Annotated in this window: 20 protein-coding genes and 1 pseudogene; 13 read left to right on the top strand and 8 right to left on the bottom strand. The window is 68.6% G+C overall.

Translation table 11 applies throughout. The features are described 5' to 3' along the window. The first annotated feature begins 156 nt into the window (after positions 1 to 156). From ACQPYD_RS11150 to ACQPYD_RS11130, 5 genes are all read left to right on the top strand, one after another. Complete coding sequence (locus ACQPYD_RS11150) at positions 157 to 312, top strand: lasso RiPP family leader peptide-containing protein (protein ID WP_433700910.1); 156 nt, start codon at positions 157 to 159, stop codon at positions 310 to 312. 275 nt (positions 313 to 587) lie between these two features. Next, positions 588 to 2,213: an asparagine synthase-related protein gene (locus ACQPYD_RS11145; protein ID WP_433700909.1), complete on the top strand. Its 1,626-nt coding sequence runs from the start codon at positions 588 to 590 to the stop codon at positions 2,211 to 2,213. Next, positions 2,210 to 2,497, top strand: coding sequence for a PqqD family protein (locus ACQPYD_RS11140; protein ID WP_433700908.1), 288 nt, complete (start codon positions 2,210 to 2,212; stop codon positions 2,495 to 2,497). The genes ACQPYD_RS11145 and ACQPYD_RS11140 overlap by 4 nt, the downstream gene beginning before the upstream one ends. Next, positions 2,494 to 2,916, top strand: coding sequence for a lasso peptide biosynthesis B2 protein (locus tag ACQPYD_RS11135; protein ID WP_433700907.1), 423 nt, complete (start codon positions 2,494 to 2,496; stop codon positions 2,914 to 2,916). The genes ACQPYD_RS11140 and ACQPYD_RS11135 overlap by 4 nt, the downstream gene beginning before the upstream one ends. Before the next feature lie 81 nt (positions 2,917 to 2,997). Beyond that, positions 2,998 to 4,038, top strand: a complete 1,041-nt coding sequence (locus tag ACQPYD_RS11130; protein ID WP_433700906.1) for a protein-L-isoaspartate O-methyltransferase family protein — start codon at positions 2,998 to 3,000, stop codon at positions 4,036 to 4,038. 84 nt (positions 4,039 to 4,122) lie between these two features. Here ACQPYD_RS11130 and ACQPYD_RS11125 read toward each other — a convergent pair whose 3' ends face one another. Beyond that, entirely contained in the window at positions 4,123 to 5,172 is a 1,050-nt protein-coding gene (locus ACQPYD_RS11125; RefSeq protein WP_433700905.1) for an alpha/beta hydrolase fold domain-containing protein, read from the bottom strand. Between the two features lie 402 nt (positions 5,173 to 5,574). Beyond that, complete coding sequence (locus tag ACQPYD_RS11120) at positions 5,575 to 5,700, bottom strand: hypothetical protein (protein WP_433700904.1); 126 nt, start codon at positions 5,698 to 5,700, stop codon at positions 5,575 to 5,577. Between the two features lie 528 nt (positions 5,701 to 6,228). On the opposite strand from ACQPYD_RS11120, the gene ACQPYD_RS11115 reads away from it, so the two are divergent. Both ACQPYD_RS11115 and ACQPYD_RS11110 read left to right on the top strand, forming a co-directional pair. Beyond that, a complete protein-coding gene (locus tag ACQPYD_RS11115; protein ID WP_433700903.1) occupies positions 6,229 to 6,498 on the top strand; it encodes a hypothetical protein in 270 nt (89 codons plus the stop codon). Next, positions 6,491 to 7,096: a DUF6879 family protein gene (locus ACQPYD_RS11110; protein WP_433700902.1), complete on the top strand. Its 606-nt coding sequence runs from the start codon at positions 6,491 to 6,493 to the stop codon at positions 7,094 to 7,096. Before ACQPYD_RS11115 ends, ACQPYD_RS11110 begins: the two co-directional genes overlap by 8 nt. Here ACQPYD_RS11110 and ACQPYD_RS11105 read toward each other — a convergent pair. Then, the gene (locus tag ACQPYD_RS11105) at positions 7,087 to 7,332 is read right to left on the bottom strand and encodes a hypothetical protein (protein WP_433700901.1); all 246 of its coding nucleotides are present in this window, start codon (positions 7,330 to 7,332) and stop codon (positions 7,087 to 7,089) included. The two genes, ACQPYD_RS11110 and ACQPYD_RS11105, sit on opposite strands and share 10 nt — an antisense overlap. A 371-nt stretch (positions 7,333 to 7,703) precedes the next feature. Next, positions 7,704 to 7,904, bottom strand: a complete 201-nt coding sequence (locus ACQPYD_RS11100) for a hypothetical protein (protein WP_433700900.1) — start codon at positions 7,902 to 7,904, stop codon at positions 7,704 to 7,706. A gap of 249 nt (positions 7,905 to 8,153) precedes the next feature. Between ACQPYD_RS11100 and pglX the strand changes: the two genes are divergently transcribed. Together pglX and ACQPYD_RS11090 are read left to right on the top strand one after the other, a co-directional pair. After that, the gene (gene pglX, locus ACQPYD_RS11095) at positions 8,154 to 11,630 is read left to right on the top strand and encodes a BREX-2 system adenine-specific DNA-methyltransferase PglX (RefSeq protein ID WP_433700899.1); all 3,477 of its coding nucleotides are present in this window, start codon (positions 8,154 to 8,156) and stop codon (positions 11,628 to 11,630) included. A gap of 200 nt (positions 11,631 to 11,830) precedes the next feature. Then, positions 11,831 to 12,871 carry a hypothetical protein gene (locus ACQPYD_RS11090; protein ID WP_433700898.1) on the top strand — a complete coding sequence of 347 codons (1,041 nt, stop codon included), beginning with the start codon at positions 11,831 to 11,833 and terminating at the stop codon, positions 12,869 to 12,871. A gap of 213 nt (positions 12,872 to 13,084) precedes the next feature. Here the strand turns inward: ACQPYD_RS11090 and ACQPYD_RS11085 are convergent. Next, positions 13,085 to 13,174 (bottom strand): annotated as a pseudogene (locus tag ACQPYD_RS11085) (DUF5710 domain-containing protein); the annotation flags it as partial. Between the two features lie 228 nt (positions 13,175 to 13,402). Here ACQPYD_RS11085 and ACQPYD_RS11080 point away from each other — a divergent pair. The 4 genes from ACQPYD_RS11080 (at position 13,403) to ACQPYD_RS11065 (ending at position 16,907) form a co-directional block, all read left to right on the top strand. Then, a complete protein-coding gene (locus ACQPYD_RS11080) occupies positions 13,403 to 13,672 on the top strand; it encodes a hypothetical protein (protein WP_330156307.1) in 270 nt (89 codons plus the stop codon). A 4-nt stretch (positions 13,673 to 13,676) separates the two neighbouring features. Then, on the top strand, positions 13,677 to 14,276 hold the full coding sequence (locus tag ACQPYD_RS11075; protein ID WP_433700897.1) for a DUF6879 family protein: 600 nt from the start codon (positions 13,677 to 13,679) through the stop codon (positions 14,274 to 14,276). Positions 14,277 to 14,337: 61 nt separating this feature from the next. Further along, positions 14,338 to 16,713: an ATP-binding protein gene (locus tag ACQPYD_RS11070; protein ID WP_433700896.1), complete on the top strand. Its 2,376-nt coding sequence runs from the start codon at positions 14,338 to 14,340 to the stop codon at positions 16,711 to 16,713. Positions 16,714 to 16,793: 80 nt separating this feature from the next. Further along, complete coding sequence (locus ACQPYD_RS11065; protein ID WP_433702017.1) at positions 16,794 to 16,907, top strand: DNA/RNA helicase domain-containing protein; 114 nt, start codon at positions 16,794 to 16,796, stop codon at positions 16,905 to 16,907. Between the two features lie 84 nt (positions 16,908 to 16,991). Here the strand turns inward: ACQPYD_RS11065 and idi are convergent, their stop codons facing one another. From idi to ACQPYD_RS11050, 3 genes are all read right to left on the bottom strand, one after another. Next, positions 16,992 to 17,600, bottom strand: coding sequence for an isopentenyl-diphosphate Delta-isomerase (gene idi / locus ACQPYD_RS11060; RefSeq protein WP_433700895.1), 609 nt, complete (start codon positions 17,598 to 17,600; stop codon positions 16,992 to 16,994). 166 nt (positions 17,601 to 17,766) lie between these two features. Beyond that, on the bottom strand, positions 17,767 to 18,627 hold the full coding sequence (locus tag ACQPYD_RS11055) for a geranyl diphosphate 2-C-methyltransferase (RefSeq protein ID WP_352985480.1): 861 nt from the start codon (positions 18,625 to 18,627) through the stop codon (positions 17,767 to 17,769). An 86-nt stretch (positions 18,628 to 18,713) separates the two neighbouring features. Further along, on the bottom strand, positions 18,714 to 20,090 hold the full coding sequence (locus ACQPYD_RS11050; RefSeq protein WP_433700894.1) for a family 2 encapsulin nanocompartment cargo protein terpene cyclase: 1,377 nt from the start codon (positions 20,088 to 20,090) through the stop codon (positions 18,714 to 18,716). Between the last annotated feature and the right edge of the window lie 11 nt (positions 20,091 to 20,101).

Raw genomic sequence — 20,101 nt, 5'->3', positions numbered from 1 at the left:
GATTCCATCATGGATGGAATACTTCATTCTGTCACCCCTTGCGTCCACAGAGTTCGAGATCCGCTTGTCGCACTCACCATATTCCTGTACTACTGGAATAGCCAAGCTGGCCGGTCCCGTCCACCGGACAGCCCCGGACGACTTACGGAGACATCCATGTCCGAACAGGACACCGTCACCCAGCCTCGGCAAGACGTGCCCGCACTCTCCTACGAGCCACCGACCGTCACCTGCCTGGGTGAAATCCGAGAGGTCGTCCTGGGCACCGGTTCCCAGGACACCGCGGACATGAACACCTCCCGCTACTGGTGAACCCACCGGGTGCGGCCGCTCGGCCGCACCCGACCCTCTCCAAAAGGAGCACGGTGTCCCCTTCACCCTGCTACACCGGCACATCCGAGGCCAGGGACCCCTCCCGAACCACGCACGGCGACTCGGATTTCTGGCACGAACTGCATCTTTGCGATCCCCGGTTCATCGGCCACGCGCGCGTTCACCGGAACCGACGGCGCCGAGCAGTCTTCCTGGGGACGTGCTTCGCCTCCGGAACGAGCATCGAACGGATTCTGACCGACTCCCCCGATCCGGTGACCGCGGCCGACCGGCTCGGCTCGCTCGCGGGCTCCTACTGCGTCTTCGTCACTGAGGGCCCTGAGCTGGCCTGGGCCGGAGACCTGGCCGGAACCCACCGCCTCTGGTTCCGCCAAGGCGAACACAGCGTTCGGTTCGCCTCCTCTCCCATCTCTCCCAACCTCACCCCGACAGCAGAGCCGGAGACCGAGGGGATCGCCGCCTTCCTGTTCCTTCCCGACCTCACGGACGTGCTGGGCATCTGCCCGGTCCAAAGGGTGAGCCAGGTCGGACCCCACCAGGTACTGCACGTCAACAAGGGCCGTGCGGCCCTCCGGCCGCGAAACCTCCCTGTCCCGGAGGCCTCACTCGCTGAAGGCGCGGCCCTCCTCCGCTCGGCCCTGCTCCAGACTCTGCAGAACCTGTGCGGTAACGCTGCGGACGTCAGCTGCGACCTGAGCGGCGGCCTGGACTCCTCCACGCTCGCGGTTCTGGCCGCGAGCTCCGCCGGCTCCCCGGTGGTCGCCCTGACCTACACGGACGGTTTCGCCCACAACGGCGACGACCTCACGCACGCCGAGCGCATCGTCCGACAGATCCCCGGCCTGGACTGGACGGTCATCGAGGGCGACCACAGCACCCTGCCCTTCAGCGGCCTCGCCCAGAGCCCGGAGACCGACGTCCCCTCCCTCGATCCGCTCATCTGGGCCCGCACCCGTGTTCGGCTGCGCCCGGCGACGCGCGAAGGCGTGCACCTGGTGGGCGACGGCGGAGACGTGGTCCTCGGCGCACCGTTGACCTACCTCTCCGAACTCGCCCGTATGCGGCACGGCCGACGCTTCCTCGCGGAGGCCCACGCACTGGCACGGTTGCGACAGCGACCGGTGCACCGGGTGGTGCGGGCGGGATTGAGCAGCGCCCGCACCGGATTCAGGGCCGTGCTGGCCGACCTCGCCGGCCACCTCCGCTCCCCCGGTTGGAGAGCCCAGACGCTGTCTCCTTCACCCGAACTCGAAGCAGGTATCTCCTGGATTCCGGTGGGCGGTGCTTTGGGATGGGCCACCGACTCGGCGATCGGGGCACTGGCCGAACGTGCACGGCTGGGAGCCGATGCTCTGGGTCCCGAGCAGGACGGGGCCGACGCCCACGCTCTGCGCATGGTCCACCGGCACGGCGAGGCCACGAGGTCCTTCCTCCACCTGGCCGAGCTCGCGGGGGTGCGGGCGCGGGCCCCCTACTTCGACAACAGCGTGGTCGCGGCCTGCCTAAGTGTTCCGGCCGGCGAACGTGCCACCGCCTTGAACGCCAAGCCCCTCCTGGGCCGGGCCATGGAGGACCTGGTCCCGGCCACACTGTACGAACGCCGCAGCAAGGACGACTACGGGGCGTGTGAGTACCACGGGCTACGCCGCAACGCGGCCGAGGCGCGCGTCCTGCTTCGTGAGGGCCACCTGCTCGCCTCAGACATCGTCCGCCCCGATCCGGTTCTGCGTGCTCTGGACCTGGCGGTGGCAGGGGGCCGTGCTCCGATGGCGGAGCTCCACCGGATCCTGGCCGCCGAACTGTGGCTGCGGTCCCGACGGAACAACCTCCCCACCCCTCGTACGGAGAGTGCACCGATACCGATCGGAGTGATGGCATGAGCGGTTCCGACCCACAACTACGCCGGCACCACGCGGTGTACACCGCCGCCGACCGTGACGGCGCCGTACTCCTGCACAGCACGCAGAACCGGCTCTACGGCCTCAATCCCTCCGCCGCCACATTGTGGGAACGCCTGTCCGGCGGCGAGGATCCCGGCTCGGTGATCTCCGCCCTGTCCGGTCTCTGGGGCGTGAACGAGGAGCGGCTCCGCGCCGATGTTCGCGGCTTGACCGACACGCTGGTGCGGCTCGGGTTGGCCGTCCCGGAAGGAGGGTCCCGGTGAGTTCCACGCAGATGGCGATCGTCGCCGAGAGGTGCACGCCTCTCCCTCCCGGGTACCAGGCAGCCGCTGTGGCCGGGTGTCTGGGGGCGCTGCTCCTGCTCCGGCTCCCGATCTCGGTCAGCCTGCGCTTGGTTGCCTTCGGACACCGGCGCACGGCCCGAAGGGCGCGTACCCACCAGGCGGAGATGGTGATCGGCGCTGTCAGAGCGGTGAGCCGGATCCTGCCCGTACGGTTCGCCTGTCTGGAAACCGCGCTGGCCTCGACTCTGACCTGTCTGTTGCTGCGCCACCGCGTCGACTGGTGTATCGGCGCCCGGATGATGCCCTACACCGCACATTCCTGGATCGAGGTCGAGGGCGCCCCGATCGCGGAGCCGGGGTTCGACGCCCACCCCTACCTGGTCCTGATCCGCACCTGACCGCCCGTTCGTACCTGCCTGCCCGCTCACGCCTGACCGCACGTTGTCCGTTCCAGGACCGACCACCAACAGAGGAGTACCGTGACCGACGACCACGTCCAGAACGCTCTCGCGTCCGTTCCCGAGGAGTACTACACCCGGCGCGAGGACGGGAGCCTCATTCGGCAGACCAGTTCGGTCGACGCCATCCGTACCGGGTTGAAGCGGCTGGACGTGCGATCGGGCGTGCGAGTGCTGGAGATCGGCACCGGTTCGGGTTTCTCCGGTGCGCTCCTGGGCGAGCTCGTGGGGGAACAGGGCTCAGTTGTCTCCATGGACGTGGTGTCGGACCTGGTCGAACGAGCCCGGGACCGGCACGCCCGTCGGGGCGCGGACCAGATCCGCGTCGTGGCCGGGGACGGCGCCAAAGGCATGACCGAGCACGCACCCTACGACCGGATCATCGCGTGGGCCAGTTCCGACCTGTTGCACCGCAGCTGGGCCGACCAGTGTGTGACGGATGCGGTTCTGGTGGTACCGGTGACCATCGCCCCTCTTCCCCGGTCCAACGCCATCGTGCGGGCCAGCCGTACCCGGGACGGGGGTCTGACGGCGGACCGGTTGTGGCCCGGAGGGTACGTGGAGATGCACCCCGAAGAGCTCACCCAGTGGCTGGTGCCGCCGCGCGGTGTCCACGCCCGGACCACCGACGGAGAGGGGAACCCGTGGTGGATCAGCGGTACGTGGGTCAATGAGTGCGGGGTAGACGAAACGACGGCGCTGTCCCTGGTAGAGGTCCTGGCCTCCGAATCCCACGTGGAGGACGAGGCTGTTCTGGCCCCGGAGGAGTCCGCCGCTGACATGCACACCTACCTGTACGCGGCCGGGTTCGAGGGACTGAGCATGTTCGGCCTGGGTTCGCGCGGTTGGGCGCCGGGCCATGCGTCCAGGCAGGGCGCCGCGGCGCTGTTGGGCGACGGTCGGCTGCTCGCCGCCGGGGACCCCTCGTCGGCCTGCCGGGTGCGGGAATGGGCAGAGCGGTGGCGGCAGGCGGGAAAACCGGGCGCCGGCTCCCTGACACCGGTGCTGGAAGAGGTGCGCGACGGCTGGGCCGCCCGTGCCCGCGTCCCAGGTGGGGGATAGTCCTCGGCCGCGAGCGGCGTTCGGCGGACAACGGCGATGCTTGACGCCATCAGCTCCCTTTCCACAGAGCGCCTACCTCTCCGGCTACGGAGACGGCTTCGGGGAGCGATTCCCATCCCTGGCCACGGGTCCGGGCGACGCGGGCCGGGTGAGGTGCCTGCGCAGGAAGTCGTCCACGGTCGCGAACCCGAAGGTGGTCCGCACTTCGTCGGGGTCGAGCTCGGCCGTACGGCGCCGCACGGCTCGGGCCGCCCCTTCCAGCTCCAGGCGGCCGTCGTCCATCACCGCCGCGGGCTGTCCGTCGAGACCTCCCGCCTCGTTGAGGAACCCGTGCTTGTAGCCGTCGAGGAGGTAGAGCTCGCTCGACGCGCCGGCAGCAGCCAGGGCGTCGTGCAGGAGCTCGCTCTGCCTGTACGAGACCAGGTCGTCGACGGTCCCGTGGGAGAGCTGGAACGGCGGCGCGTCGGCGTGGACCCAGGTCAGAGGGCAGGCGTACCGCGCCGCGTCCACGAGCTCGGCCGGAGCTCCGCCCAACAGCCGGCCTTCCGGGGAGGACGCGGCGTCCGCATCCGGGCGCCCGGACTGGGCTTCGGCGACCACGACGGCCAGGTCCACGGGGGCGTAGGAGGCGACGACAGCCTGCACCGACGGGTCGCCGCCGGTGTCCTCCTCGTCGACCAGTGCGCCGATGTGGCCGGTCAGGCCCGCCAGCGCGGCCAGGTGGCCGCCGGCGGAGCCGCCCCACACCCCGATCGCCCGCGGGTCGAGTCCGAGCCCTTCCGCGTGCGTGCGCAGGAAGCGGATCGCGGCCCGCACGTCGTGCAGTTGAGCGGGGAAGGACTCCTGATCGGAGAGCCGGTAGTCGATGCTCGCGAAGGCGTAGCCGCTGGCGCGCACCCGGCGTACGAGGTCCGGCGCCTGGGTGCGGTCACCGGCGTACCAGCCGCCCCCGTGCACCCAGAGCACGACCGGCACGGGACGTTCGGCGGAGGCCGGCCGGTACAGGTCGAGCAGGAGGTCGCCGGTATCGCGCCGCGCGAAGACGAATCCGGTGTCGACCGCGACCTGGCAGGAGGGCGTCGAGGCGGTGTCGGGGGCGGAGTCTGCAGAAGGGGGCGTGGAGGCATGGCTCATACCGTCCATGGTGCTGTGTGCGAGGACCTACGACACCACGGGACGGGCACGACTTCCCGCCGAACCGTGATCACCCTCGAAGCGGAGGCCGCCCGGCCACAGGGCATCGCCTCGTCGCGAGTACGGCGCCGGACCTCGTGGCCGATGTCGCCTACGCCCCGGGGCGAGGTGGCCACGGCCACCATGCCGATCACGGCCACGACTCCCGTGACCGGGATCCCGGGCGGGTAGCGGTCTGGACTCGCAGGTGCGGCTGCGGGCCGCACAAGAGCCGACAACCGGATTCCGTGGTTTCACGCTCTCGCTCGTGGTGTCCCAGCCAGCCGACGCCGAGACCTTCTTCGACGCCGCGTTCGAGGACGAAGCCACATCGCTCAAACTCGCCGCGAAGTCCTTCGGGGGCTACGGCGGCGGCATGCGGGCCCCTGACAGGACCATCCGGCAGATCGCGACCTCCTCGAAGAAGGACACCGACACCGCGCCCTGGCCGAGGTCGCCGGTGTCCCCGCCGAGGGTGGCGAATCGCACCGGATCATGGTCAACGGCTTTCGTCAGGGTGACCAGCGCTGAGCCGAACGTGGTGGTCGATGGGCACCATCCCGTCGACCACCACACTGTGCTTCTTACCGCGGTTCCCCACCGACCGTCGGCTGCCCCACTCCGCCCTCGCCCTTCGACGAGCCTCCGCACCCGGATCGGTCAGCGGCGCCGGCGCCCTCTCCAGCTTCGTCCAGACCCGAAATCTGGGCACACGGGTGACCGAGGACTCTTGCGCTCGCTTTTCTCGGAGCGGAAATCCGAACGCCACCGAAGGAAGCCAGACAGGCCACCACCGTTCCCACTGCGAATCAGCGCGCAGCACCGGCATCAAATAACACGTCATCCGCATACTTCACCGGCATAGACGCATCTTTCCGAGACGGGTTCCGGCACGCACTCCGATCCATGTCGGCATCGCTGCCGAGGACGAATAATCAGCCTGGCTCAACACAACCATCGTGGTATTTTTCTCGCACGCGCTCGCCCCCGATTCCAGGAGCGCGTGGGAGGGCCACCATGACACGTCCCTGGGAGGCGGACCCGTCCGCTGACATGACGCGGAGGCTGGGCAGGTCTCCAGCCGAACTGGGCAACACCGACAGAGCCAGCGGTTGCCCGGACATCTGGGAACTCGACAACGGCGACATCGCCGTGATCGGGCGCGACCTGACCGACGCCTACGCGGAGCGTCTGCCGTCAGGTGCGGCCATCGCAGAGGACGAACGCCTGATCATCATCCCCCGCAACACCCTGATATCAGCGAAAGCGGACATCCCCGATGCTTGACACCATCGACGGCCTTTCCGGTGACCGGCTGGAGCTCGATCCCTATCTCGACGACTTCGATGGGCGTCTGGCATCGCTCAGGAACACCGATGTCTGGAAGCTCGAACGGCGACAGGTCTTCCACCAGCCGGAAAGTGACAGTTGGATGGCGTTCCGGAAGGGACGCCATGACGAGTCCCTTCGGCTTCTGGAGAACAACCGCTCCTCCTTGCGGGAGGAATTCGCCGAGCTCGCCCGAGCAGGATGCGTGCTGCGACGAACCCGTGTCGTGGAGAAGCCTTTCACGAGGTATCTGCTGTGGGAACTGCACTCCCTCCATCTGCGGGCCCAGTGCGGCGAGGACGTCCGGGTCATCTCCCCCGAACCCCTCGCGGCGTGGGAACACAGTGGCCGGGTACCCGAGATCGTCGGGCTCGGCGACGAGGTGACATACAAGATCCGGTACGACGATCAGGGTGTTCTCCGGGGCGGAGTCCGGTTCACCGACCACGCCACCACCACACGGTGCCGCGCAGAGATCGCCGCGCTCCACGAGACCGGTGAGGATCTGAAGCGCTACTTCCCGCGCGAGGTCGAGGGGGGCTGCGCTCAGCCGTGACTGACCGCAGGCCCTCCGAACCCGGTGAGGACCCCGACGAGCGACCCGGTACCGGTGTCCGTGCGCAGATGGGCGCGGTCGCGGGCCGCGCGGTGCAGGCACGGGACGTCCGAGGCGGGGTGCACTTCCACGGCCAGGGGCCGACGGCGCACTCCGCTCCCGTACCCGGGCAGCTCCCCGGTGACGTGCACGGATTCGTGAACCGGGTGGGCGAACTGGAGGTGCTCAGCACCCACCTGCGCGCTGAGGACCCCGCCGGCGGCTGGGGTGCCTCGAAGCTTCCGGACAGCTGGTGCCCACCGGCACACCCTCGGACAGGACCGCCGTAGCGGTGCAGCACTGGAACCCGAGGTCCAACGCGTCGCCCACCAGATGGCCAGTGCTCGCAGTGTCGACTCCGAACTCCCCCGGCACGAGCTGATCGGCCACCTGCACCTGTGGTGGAGCACCCAACCCGCTTGATCAGAGTCCTCGTTGCGCTGGTCCGAGTCTTTGAGCGCGGAGCGGGCCCCACCTTCCTCAATCCACCGATCGAACCTTCTCCCACCCGGCACACCGGGGCCGCGAACCAGCGGCCCCGGTGTCGTGGGTTCAGGGCGGGCGGCCATCACACGGCCGCGATAACGACGCCGATCATCGCGACCAGCACCGTCATGGTGGCGAGCATCGTGGTGAAGGAGGCGCCCAGCGCCACCGACCACGACTTCTTCCTCTCCCGAGCGAAAAGCGCGGCGATCACTGCACAGACGCTGGAGAAGAAGACAGCAAGGGCCATGGAGACGAGAACCGCGATGAGCTTGACGGGCATGTGGCAGTGTCCTCTATTCGCGAATTAGTTACTGAGAGTAACGAAACGGGGGATGACGTGGAGTGCCTGGAGGGGGCCCGACACAGGGCGGGTTCTACAGTGACCACAGTAGCAATCAGGTGCAGCACGCACAACTATTTACCGCACTCAACGCATGCTTTACACTGGAGTGGGCCGACGAGACCGCCTCTCCCAGGGGCCCAAAAGCCCATATAGGCAGGGAATATGCGGACAGGAAGGCGGGAGAACATGAACGATGCTCTGCCACTGAAGGAGCTCCGCCACCTCGTGCATGTGCTCCGGAAGAACCTGCAGCCTCCTCCGAACGGCACCCGTGCAGCGGAGGGTGCGGCCGAACACTCCGCAGTGATGTGGGCACTCACCACCACATTCATCACTTTCTGTGAGGACAATGGGCTCGTGCAACCCACCGCTCTCACGCGAGGGGACCCCTCGGTCAACGCCCCAGGAACCGATCCGCTACGGCTCATCGAACAAGCCGTGACCGAGGTGGTCGAAGCGCACCCGGTTCTGGCAGAGGTCTTCCACGCCGACCCGGGGACTTGGCGTGAGCACCGTCCCGACAAGGCCACTGCCCGACAGCTGGTGACCTACTGGCGGAACAGGGCCCAGGCACCCTCCCACCCGCAGACCGCACCCCCGACCAGCGGTGGGGGGATCGACACCCACCACTTCGGTGACCTCTACCAGAACCTGTCCGAGAGCTCGCGCAAGGGTTACGCCCTGCTCACCACCCCCGAGTTCGTCATCGACCTGATGCTCGACCGATCTCTGGGGCGTGCCTTCGAGGATGTCGGCCGTATCACTGAGCACGGTCTGCGCTACATCGATCCGGCCTGCGGTTCCGGAGGGTTCCTCCTGGAAGCGTTCCGACGGGTGGTGGCGAGGATCCACGACGAAAAGCCGGGCCTCCCCAAGGACGAGGCCGTGGCCCTGGCCCTGTCGTGTGTTCACGGCTGCGACCTCAGCCCCATCGCCGTCATGGTCAGCCGCTTCCGACTCGCGATCGAAGCGATCAGCCAGGCCGATGGCGCCTCCGCTGAAGCCCAACAGCGGTGGCGCGTCCTCGTCGTCGAAGCGGACTCACTGCTGGAGGGGCACGGTGCGCCGATCGCTCCTTATGAGCGCCCGTCCGCCAAGGGCGTCCCTCTCCCGTATCCGGCCAGGGCCGCGAACGTGCTCGGCCGCTCCACCTATAACGCGGTGGCCACCAACCCTCCCTACATCACTGCGAAGGACAAGAAAGCGGTGGAGGCCTACCGTGAGGGCTACCCGAGCGCCCGATCCGGTTCCTTCGCCCTGACCGTCCCCTTCACCGAATGCGCCTTCGCCCTGGCCCGCCCCGGGGGCCGCATCGGCTTGCTGATGGCGAACTCCTTCGCCAAACGGGAGTTCGGCAAGCCCCTGGTCGAGTCCTTCCTGCCCGGCGTGGAGGTGGACGGCGTCATCGACACCGCCGGCGCCTACATCCCCGGCCACGGGACCCCGACGCTCATCCTGACCGGGCGCAATCAGACGCCGTCCCAGGACGCGACCGTCACCATCGTCAGCGGCAAACGGGGGGAGCCCTTCGCGCCGGAGGACCCGAGCCGGGGCAAGGTGTGGACCTCCATCAAGGAGCGTCTGGACACGGTACCCAGTGAGGACGCGTGGACGGCCTCACAAGAGCGTCCGCAGTATGAGCTCCGGGTCCATCCGTGGCGGCTCAGTTCTTCTGAAGCCGATGCCGTGTTCCGGTCGCTGCATTCGGAGACGCTGCTGGGCGACCATGTCCACCGCATCGGCTACATCGCGAGTACGGGCTCCGACGACCTGTTCTCGATGACTTCTGCGTCGATGCGCCGTTGGGGTGTGGAGGCCGAAGCCACCATCGACCTGGTCACCGGTTCGGAGGTCCGGGACTGGCAGGTCCGCAGTGACCTCAAGGGTTTCTTTCCCCGAACATGGGAGGACCGCACGGAGCTCGTCGACCTACGGAAGCTGCCCGGTCATTTCAGACGGCTGTGGCCCTATAGGAACGTGCTCGCCGGTCGCTCCCGAATCAGTCCCGAGAGGTGGTACGACTGGCACCAGTTGACGGCCAACCGGGATGTGTCCTCGTGGTCGATCATCTTCCCGTGGGTCGCGACCCACACGCACTTCGCCCTGAACCGGGTTCCGAACGCCCCTCTCAACTCGGCTCCGGTCATCGAGTTGCCCTCCTCCGTCACTGAGGAGACAGCCCTGGGCCTTCTTGGAGTTCTCAACAGCTCCACCGCGTGTTTCTGGCTGAAGCAGGTCAGCCAGAACAAGGGCAATCCCCGGGGCGACCAACTCAGGTCGGGGGACGGTTGGGAGGCGATCTACGAGTTCACCGCCTCCCGGATGGTGGACCTACCTGTGCCCATCCTCAGCGAGATCGAACTACCTCGCGAACTGGGGTCTCTGGCGCAGCGGCTCCTGGAGCTACGCGCCGAGGTCGAAGAGCCTGTAACACCCCCGACCGGAGAGCGCATCGCGGTGCTGGGTGAAGAGTGGCGCTCCACTCTTCGACGCATGATCCTGCTCCAGGAAGAGCTCGACTGGCGCGTCTACGAGTCGTACGGGCTCGTCCCCACGGAGAGCATCCCCCGCGTTCCCCTCGACTCGCTGCCCGAAGGGATCGTTCAGGGGGAACGCGCCTTCGAGTTCGCACTGGCCCAAGCGCAGGACGAGAACCCTGAGGCCTTCGAAGAGCGTGAGTGGTTCGAGAGGAACGCCATCGACCTCTTCACGACCCCACCCGCCCACTGGCCGTCCGATTACCGTCGGCTCGTGCTTGCACGTATCGACGCCCTGCGCGACAATCCCGCACTGCGTGTGCTGGAACGACCCGACTTCAAACACCGATGGACCACTCCTCCGTGGGAATCCGTGTGGCGCCCCGCTGTCGCCGCCTGGCTCCTACAGCGGTGCGAGAGCCGAGAACTCTGGTACACGCGGGGAACGGACGGGGTCGACCGGCCGACCGTGCGCACTCTCTCCGAGTTGATCGGTGCGCTGGAGAACGATCCAGATGTGATCGCCGCCGTCGAGACGCACAGCCCCGGGTCCACCGTCAGGAAACTGCTTGCCACGTTGCTCCAGGAGGAACATGTTCCTTTCCTCGCGGCGCTCAGGTTCCGCCCCTCTGGCCTGCGCAAACATCGGCTATGGACGCTTCTGTGGGATCTGCGCTGGAAGCGGGAGAACCCTCTTCTGTTCGGGGACGCCGCTGAAGCCGATCCATCGGATGAGGTATCACCGCCCAAGTTCACCTCGGTCGATTTCCTCAGGAAGTCGTACTGGGCCAACAGGGGCAAGTTCGACATGCCCGACGAACGGTTCACCTCCTACTCTCCCGGCCCCTCCTCCGGTCTCGCCGCTACCAGCATGCTCGGATGGGCAGGGTGGGACGCGCGTGACCGCGCCTGGGCGTTGGTGGACATCATCGAGCGGAACCTGGCACCGCCCCAGGCCCCCACGGAGACCGTGGTCCCGCTGCTCGCAGGCCTGGCCGAGACACTGCCGTGGGTCGATCGTGTGGGGGTGGGGATCGGCCCGCTCCGTGCGCACGGAGACGGTGTCGAACTGAGGAGGAGGTTCGCGGGCTACCTGAACCAGTTGGGGCTCACCGAGGAACAGGTCACCGCATGGGCGCCGCCTCCCCCGCGCCGCGGGCGCCCGCCCAAGCGGACCGGGAGCTGATCTTCCCTGTACGCGGCCGCCTGTTCGGTGACGGCACAGCCGGCATACCCGACCCGAACAGCGATTTCTGGCCGGGCCGGCCCGGGGGGCTGCCGCACCATCCGAGGCTGCCCCGGTCTCCACTCAGGCCTGATTCTGGCCCGTATCAAGCTAGGGGAGAGCACCACTGTGCCGGGAAACCGAAACCTACGGAGGGGCTCATGCGGGAGATGCTTCTGCTGGACAAGGACTGGCACGGGGCGCACCTTCAACTGGTCCGGGACACCTTGCTGGTCGTCGTGGACGACGAGTCCGAATCCGGCCTTCTCAACGACAACGTCCTCGCGGTCGCCTTCGACCTGGCGAGCCGCCGTCCCCTGGGCCCCGCGCACTCCTCCGCCTCCCCCGTACACCTGGTCAGTCTTCCCGCACTCGGACCCGAACCGGTCCTGGCGTTCACCACGTCCAAGAACCTGATGGTCACCGATGCGCGCGACGGGTCTGCCCTGAAGGCCTTTCCCCTGCCTGGCCCGCACACGGGGAAACACTTCTATGACGCGTGCTATCTGGCCCTGGGGCACTACGGCGGGCGTGAACTGCTCTTCCTGCATGAGGCGGGTAAGGGGCCCTACCACCGTTCGGTGCGGGCGGTGAACCTGGCCACCGGCGAGCCGGTCCCCGGCATGGCCTACGACCACTACCGCTACCGAGAAATCAGCGAGCGCCTCACCCTGAACCACGGCTACCTGGCATGGCCTACCACCGAAGAGGTCGTCGAATTCTGGGACGACGACTTCAGCGTCCTCGACAAGCCCTTCGTCTACGTACGGCGGGCGGATGACGGCTCCTGGGTGGGGAAGGTCGGTCTCGCCAATTCGGTCCCCGAGGACCGGGATGTCGGGATCGCCCGCGCGGCCGGGCGCACCTACCTCGCCGAGGCCGGGGACATCGTCACCCTGCCCGATCTGGAGCCGGTGTTCCCAGGGGTGAATCCGTGGGTGGTGGTGTCGCGGGTGACCGAGTGGGGCGGACGGCCGGTCGCCGTCCTCGTCGAGGAACAGGACTACCCGCAGGAGCTTCCGGGCCGGTTGTGCCATCTGTTCCTGGACACGGACACCCCGGAGAAGGTCGTCATCCCCTGGTCGGTGCCGCCACGGGTGCACGACCTTCTGGCCACCCCCGCCGGAACGATCGTGGTCTCCTCGGCCGAGGGCGTCCACGTGCTCGACGTCGACCCCGGGGAGACTGCCCGCACCATCTGACCGGTGTGAGCCGGTTGGCACCAGCGGATCCAGCCCCCTACGTGAACGACTGACGGCGCTCCGGTCTCCTCTCCCGGTAGGACCCGATGCTGCGACCCCGAGCGCTCTCGGCGTTCGACCTGGCTCGCGGCTCCCGGTTCACATCACCACGGTGCGCCGCTACCTCGACAGCTCCCTCCGGGCCTCCTCGGCTCGCTGCGATGCTTCGGATGGACGCGTCTGGGAGTCCCATCTCGTCCCTTCCGCCTTTGCCAGGTCCTTCTCAGCGTAGGGGACATCCAGCCAGATCCGCTCGGCAGGCATCGTACTCCTCGAATGGTGGGGAAGTGTGATAGCGCAGAGACTCCAGTGGCGGAGGTGAAGAAAAGTCCGCCCTTTCACATGACCGAAAGCGGCCACCAAAAAGAGGCGTCCGCCCCTTGCCGCCTTGTCCTCTGAGTCACCCCTAGATTGCCTCCGATCGATTAACGGATCATGTTATTCTTCCCACAGACGCACACTCGCCCCATCGGAGCACGTGGAAGGAAATCCATGCCCCGCCCTTGGGAAGCCGACCCCACAGCGACAATGAAACGTCGATTGGGAATTTCGCCCACCATTCTAGGCAACACCGACAACGTCGACGGATGTCCTGATATATGGGAACTGGATAATGGGGACATCGCAGTGATAGGCCGTGATCTGACGGAGGTCTATGAACACCGGCTTCCCGCAGGTGCGGCCATTGCACAGGACGAACGCCTCGTGGTCCTACCTCGCAACACGTTGATCGCGGCCAAGGCGGATATCCCCGATGCTTGAGAGCATGACTCGGCTCACCGGCGAACGGCTGGACGAGGCCTCTTACGGGCAGGACTTCAGCGCACGGTTCTGGTCGGTGCGCGACTCCCCCATCTGGAAGCTCGAACGGCAGCAGGTGTTTCACCAACCGGAGAGCGACAGCTGGATGGCCTTCCTCCAAGGCCGGCGCAAAGACGCCCTGGGTCTCCTGGAAGCCAGGCGTCCCGCCCTGCGCGAGCAGTTCGACCGCCTCGCCCAGGCAGGAGCCTCGGTTCGACGTGTCCGGGTCGTGGAGAAACCCTTCCCGACCTACCTGCTGTGGGAGTTGCACTCGCTGCGGGTCCGCGCCCAGTGCGGTGAGGACATCCGTGTCATCTCCCCTGACCCTCTCTCGGCCTTCGAAAGGGAGCATCCCGTCCCGGAGATCGTCGTCCTCGGAGACGAGGTGGCCTACAGGATCCTCTACGACGAGGAGGGCGTGATCGAAGGCGCGATCCGGTTCACCGATCCAGCCGTCATCGAAGGATGCCGGTCCGAGATCGCGGCGCTGCACCAGCGGGCCGAAGTTCTGGAGGACTACTTCGTCCGCGAAGTGTCCGACGCGGAAGCCACCCGTGTCCGATAGCCGCACACCCCGGCACGGTGAGGGTCCCGAGGAGAACCCGTCGGCGGGAACGCAGTCCCGCATGTCCGATGTCTCCGGCCGCGCGGTGCAGGCGAGGGACGTCCGCGGCGGGGTGCACTTCCACTCGGAGCGTTCGGAGCGTTTCAGCACCCCTGTGCCCCGACAGCTTCCCGGTGACGTACGCGGGTTCGTGAACCGTACCGGGGAACTCGAGGTGCTCAGCAGCCGCTTGCCGGGCGCCGACGGGCCCTCGGAGGCCACGGTCCACGTCGTCGTCGGCACGGCCGGGGTGGGCAAGACCGCGCTCGCTCTGCGCTGGGCGCACCGGGTCCACGAGCACTTCCCCGACGGTCAGCTCTACGTCGACCTCCAGGGCTACGGCCCCGGCCTGCCGGCGGCCCCGGAGCAGGTGCTGGAGCGTTTCCTGCGGGCGTTCGGTGTCTCCGCCGGATCGATTCCCCCGGACACCGACAGCCGAGCCGCCCTCTACCGCTCCTTCCTGGCGCGTAAGCGCGTTCTGATCCTGCTGGACAACGCCTCGACCGCCGCCCAGGTCCGTCCGCTGTTACCGGGATCCTCCGAGTGCGCGGTCGTCATCACCAGCAGGGACCGGCTGTCCGGCCTGGTCGCCAGGGACGGGGCACAGCGCCTCACCGTACGTACCCTCGATCCCGCCGAGGCGGTGGAGCTCCTGGAGTACGTGACCGTCCACCACCGACCCCAGGACGATCCCCAGGAGGTTGTTGAACTCGCGCGGCTGTGCGGCCAGCTCCCCTTGGCCCTGCGCATCGCTGCCGAACGCGCGGCGAGCCGACCACACATGCCGCTCGCCGACCTCATCCAGGATCTGCGTGACGAGTCCGCTCTGTGGGACGCCCTGGCCACCGATGACGAGGAGGAGGCGGACACCGTTCGCTCCGTCTTCGCCTGGTCCTACCGGGTCCTGCCCCAGGACGCCGCACGGCTGTTCCGACTCCTCGGCCTGCACCCCGGACGGGATTTCGACGTCGGGGCCGCGGCCGCCCTGGCGGATCTGCCCGTGCGTCGCGCCCGGCGCTCCCTGGACAGCCTTGTCGGCGCCCACCTGCTGGAACAGACCGGCGCGGACCGCTACCGGTTCCACGACCTGATCCGCTCCTACGCCATGGACCAGGTGCGCGAAGAGGAGGAGCCCGACCTGCGGCGTGCGGCTCTGGAGCGGCTCCTGACCTGGTATCTGCGCACCGCCTACGCGGCGGTCCAGGTCGTCGACACCAACCTGCGACTCCCGGAACCGGACGAGATACTCACCGAGCAGGCACAGGAGCCGGCTGCCCGGTTCACCGACACAGTGATTACCGACAACTCCGGCGCGCTCCGATGGTTTGAACTGGAGTCGACGAACCTGATGGCGGCGGCGGAGACGGCCGCTGCGCAAGGATTCGACCACCTCACCTGGCGTCTCCCCTACGTCCTGGGGCACTTCCCTGTTCACGGCCGGGCATGGATCAGTGCCCTCGACCGCGGACTGGTGGCGGTGCGCCGCGAACACCGCCCCAGGGCAGAATCCGACCTGTGGGAGCACCTGGGCATAGCTCACCTGCACTCCAATCGGACCGTCGAGGGAATCGAGCACCACACCCGCGCCCTCGATCTGCGCCGGGAGCTGGGAGACGAGTCCGGGATGGTGATGTCCCTGAACGCTCTCGGCCTGGCCTATCTGCGCGGCCATCGGCTCGACGAGGCACGCGACCACCTCGAGCGCTCCGGTGCAGCCGCCCAGGCCCTCGGTGACCGGTTGTGGGAGGGGATCGCTCTGGGGAACCTGGTCCGCTGCCTCCTGGACCTGGGACTGCGTGAAGATGCGGTGACCCTGGGCGAACTGGCCCTGGAGATCCACCGGGAGACCGGCAACCGGATGAGCGAGTTCGCATGCCTGACCTCCCTGAGCGCGGCCCTGCGGGAGCTGGACCGGGCCGACCGGTCCCTGGCCTTGACTTTGAAGGCCCTGGAAATCGCCCAAGAGCTCGACCACGCCGTACGGGAGGGGTTCGCCCTCCTGGAGCTCGGCCGGATCCACTCGCTGCTCCAGCAACCAGAGGAGGCCCTGACCAGCTTCCACGAGGCTGCGGGCCTGCACCGCTCGATCGGCGACCACGTCCGCGAGTCCGAGTCCTTCGAGGGCGTGGGCAAGGTCTATGAATCCCTCGACCGCCTCGAAGAGGCTGCGCAGTTCTACCGCCAGGCAGCCAACGGCTATCGCAGGAACCGGTCCCGGTGGAACCTGGCGGTCAGCCTGAATCGTCTGGCCGTCGTGGTGTCCCGGAACGGTGACCCCGGGAAGGCCCAGGAGCACTGGCGCGAAGGCCTGGAGGCTCTCGAGGGCTTCACCGATCCCCGAGCCGAGCGTCTGCACGAGGAGATCACCGCCATGGTGCGCCCTGTCACCGACTCCTGAGCCTGTTCAAAGGCATCACCGAACGCTGAGGGCCCGGCTCTGCGGGGAAGAAGGCGACCGACACCGAGGCCGAGACGCTCATCCGCAACACCTACAAGGTGCTGCTCACCCGGGGGATGCGGGGTACACTCCTGTACTCGACGGACCCCGAGACGCAGGAGTTCCTGACCGGGCTGACCGCGAAGGCGGGCTGAGCGCGGTCGCGGAGGGCCCCGGGGCCCGTCGGCCGGGCGATCGGGCCGCCGACGGCCCCCGGCGCGCACCAGGGCCGGGACCAGCTACCAGCCGGCTGCCGGCGCCAGTTCGCGCAGCCCCGGCCGTGCCGCGTCGAGCACCGTCGTGAACCACACCGAGAACGGGTCCGCGCCCACGAGCTTCGCCAGCTCCTCCGGGTCGGCGAAGGCGGTCTCGGCGATCTCGTCGGGATCGGGGCGTAGGACGCCGTCCACCAGGCCCACGAACAGGTGGTTGAACTCCTGCTCGACCAGGCCGGAGTCCGGGTCCGGGTGGTGGTAGCGCACGGTGCCGGCCTCGCGCATCAGCGCGGGCGCCACGCCCAGCTCCTCGCCGACGCGGCGGGCCGCAGCCGCGAACGGCGGCTCGCCGGGGTAGGGGTGGCCGCAGCAGGTGTTCGACCACACGCCGGGCGAGTGGTACTTGCCCAGGGCGCGGCGCTGGAGGAGGAGGCGGCCGTGCTCGTCGAGGAGGAAGACGGAGAAGGCGCGGTGGAGCCGTCCGGGGGCCAGGTGCGCGGAGAGCTTCTCGGCCGTGCCGATGGTCGTCCCCGCCTCGTCGACCAGTTCGAGCATGATCGTGCCGTCCGGGCGGTCTCCGAGCGGGACGGTGGCGGCGGTTCCGGGGCGGCCGGCGGCGGGGTGCGTGCTCATGTGGATCCTTCGGTCGGGCGGACGGGAAGGGGTGACGGGCCCGCGTCGCGGGCCCGTCGTCCCCGTCCGCGGTTGCGGTGCCCGGGCTGTGGGCTACGGGGGGTCTGGAAGATCGGCGCGGGCGCTCGGCACGAGACCGGCGAGCGCCCGCGCGCCGGGCCTGGGGTCAGACCTTGTCGGCGGCGATGAGCAGGTAGTGGAAGCTGCCCTCCTTGTAGGCGGTCAGGAACGGGTCCTCCACACCGGTGGCGACCGAGGACTGCGCGCGCAGCTCCCAGTAGGGGATCGTGTCCGCGGTGAGGTCGACGACGCTGATGGGGACGAGGTTGTTGGCCGCCATCGCCTTGAAGTAGGCGCTGCGGGGGTGCACGTTGCACGTGTAGTGCTCGTCGATGCGGCTGACCGCCTTGGAGCGTCCGCCGGTCACGTCGTTGTAGCAGCCGGTGATGGTGACGTAGCGGCCGCCGTAGCGGAGCAGGCGGGCGTGCTCGCTGAAGAGCTCGTGGAGGTCGACGTACATGGTCGACTCGTTGTTCCAGCTGGCGCGCATGGACCCCGTCTCGAAGCCGGTGTCCAGCATGTTGCGGAAGTGGAAGCGCACCTTGTCGTCCACGCCCCGGTCGCGCGCCTGCTCGTTGGAGAAGTCGACCTGCTGCTGGGAGATCGAGACGCCGTCCACGTAGCAGCCGAACCGCTGGTTGGCCATGAAGCTGGTGCCGCCCCGGCCGGAGCCGGTGTCCTGGATGCGGTCCTCGGGCCTGATGTCGCCGAGGTGGTCGAGGAGCACCTGGGCCTGGGCGGACTCCAGGCGGTGCAGCTCCTCGATGATGCGCGCCTCGCGGGTCTCCTCCGGCCCCTGCAGGACGGAGGGGTCGTAGTCGCCGAGCCCGTAGTGGTGGTGGAAGAAGCCGTCGACCTCGCCCAGGCGGATGTTGACGGGGTCCTTCTCCGCGTTCCAGTACGCGGCGACGGACTTCTGGTAGTCGGTACGCAGCACGTTGTCCGAGGAGGGCATGGTGGTGGTCATCGCGTGTACTCCTTGTGGTGGTTTCCGGAGGCGGCCCGGGCAGGGCCCGGGCCGCGGTGGTGACGTGCAGGGGGCCGTGATCCCCCTCAGGCGGTGCCCGTCCCGTGGTAGCGGGCGGTGCGGGCGTGCCATTCGCGGCTGCCGCCGCACCAGGCCCACACGCCTGCCAGGAACCGGCGCAGCTCGGGTGAGCCGGTGAGGGCCAGGGCGGAGGCCTCCGCCTCGTAGGTGTGCATCAGCTCGTCGTGGAGCACGACGGTGCGCTCGATCGCCTCGCGCTCGGAGCACCCGTCCTCGGTGGCGATCAGCCGGGGGACGCTGAAGTCGGAGGGGTCCTCCTTGCCCATCGAGTACAGGTCGTTGACGATCACGGTCGCCGATCCGGCCAGGGTGAACACGCGGCGCACCCTGGGGTCGGAGAACTCCTCCGCGGGGAGCTCGTAGCCGGCGACCGCGTCGATGAGCGCCATGCAGGGCACGAAGCTGTTCTCGTGCCGGTGCATGAGGAACTCCCAGACCGGCGGCCGCTGCCCGGTCGCCGCCCAGACGCCCTCCTGGTTGTAGGCCACGAACATGATGGCCAGCTCGTGCCGGAGCCTGCGCACCTGGGCGGACGAGGCGTAGCGGGAGAGGTTGTCCAGGCTGGAGCGCAGGGCGACCATCACCGGGTCGCCCTGGACGACCTCCTCCAGCTGGGGCGCGTAGCTCAGCGGGAGATGGGCCTGGTCGATCACCGAGTGGGCGATGGCCAGGCGCTGCCCGAGCAGCTCGGGCTGCGCCTCCTCGACCTCGCCGTCGACGTAGTGGTCGTCCACGGACCACTCCGCCAGGGCGCACTTGGCCGCCGCCAGCAGGCGGTCGGGGTCGTCCGTCTCGGGGTGGGCGAGCATGATGAGTCGTCCGAACCCGGCCGACCTGACACGGTCGAGCTGGCCGGGGTAGACCCCCACCTCCTCGGCCCACTCGACGAGCCGGTCGTCGACCTCGTCGCCCAGGGCGGGGTCGTCGCGGAGGGCCGGCGGACAGTACAGCACGGGCACGGCGGACGCGCTGTCCGCCGGCGGGCGTCGGGTCTCCGCCGGGCGGGCGGTGTCCGGAGACGGCCCGCCCCCGTGGGAGCCGACGCTCCCGGCGCCGGGCGGCGTCGCGGGGATCCGCGGGACGGTCCGCGCCCCGACGCCGGTACGGCCCGGAGCCGGGGCCCCCAGGGGGACCGCGGCGCGCTGCCGGGCCGGCGGGGCCGGGAGCCGGATCGTGGCCGCCGAGACGCCGAGCCCCGTGGGCCCGCCGGGGAGGCGCGGAGCGACGGGTCCCTCCGGCGCGCCTTCCTGCGGTGTCGGTACCGCCGGGGGCGCCAGCAGGTCCGGTCTTCCGGGTCGGTTGGAGTCGCGGAGCAGGGCGTCCACCAGGTCCGCCGCCTTGTGGGTGGCGGTGGAGGCGGACATCCGGGCCATCAGTGACACCGTCTCAGTCC

The sequence above is a fragment of the Nocardiopsis sp. CA-288880 genome, assembly GCF_050955985.1.
Taxonomy (GTDB): Bacteria; Actinomycetota; Actinomycetes; order Streptosporangiales; family Streptosporangiaceae; genus Nocardiopsis; species Nocardiopsis tropica.
Note: the sequence above shows the minus strand (reverse complement) of the source record. Positions and strands in the feature narration are given on the sequence as shown.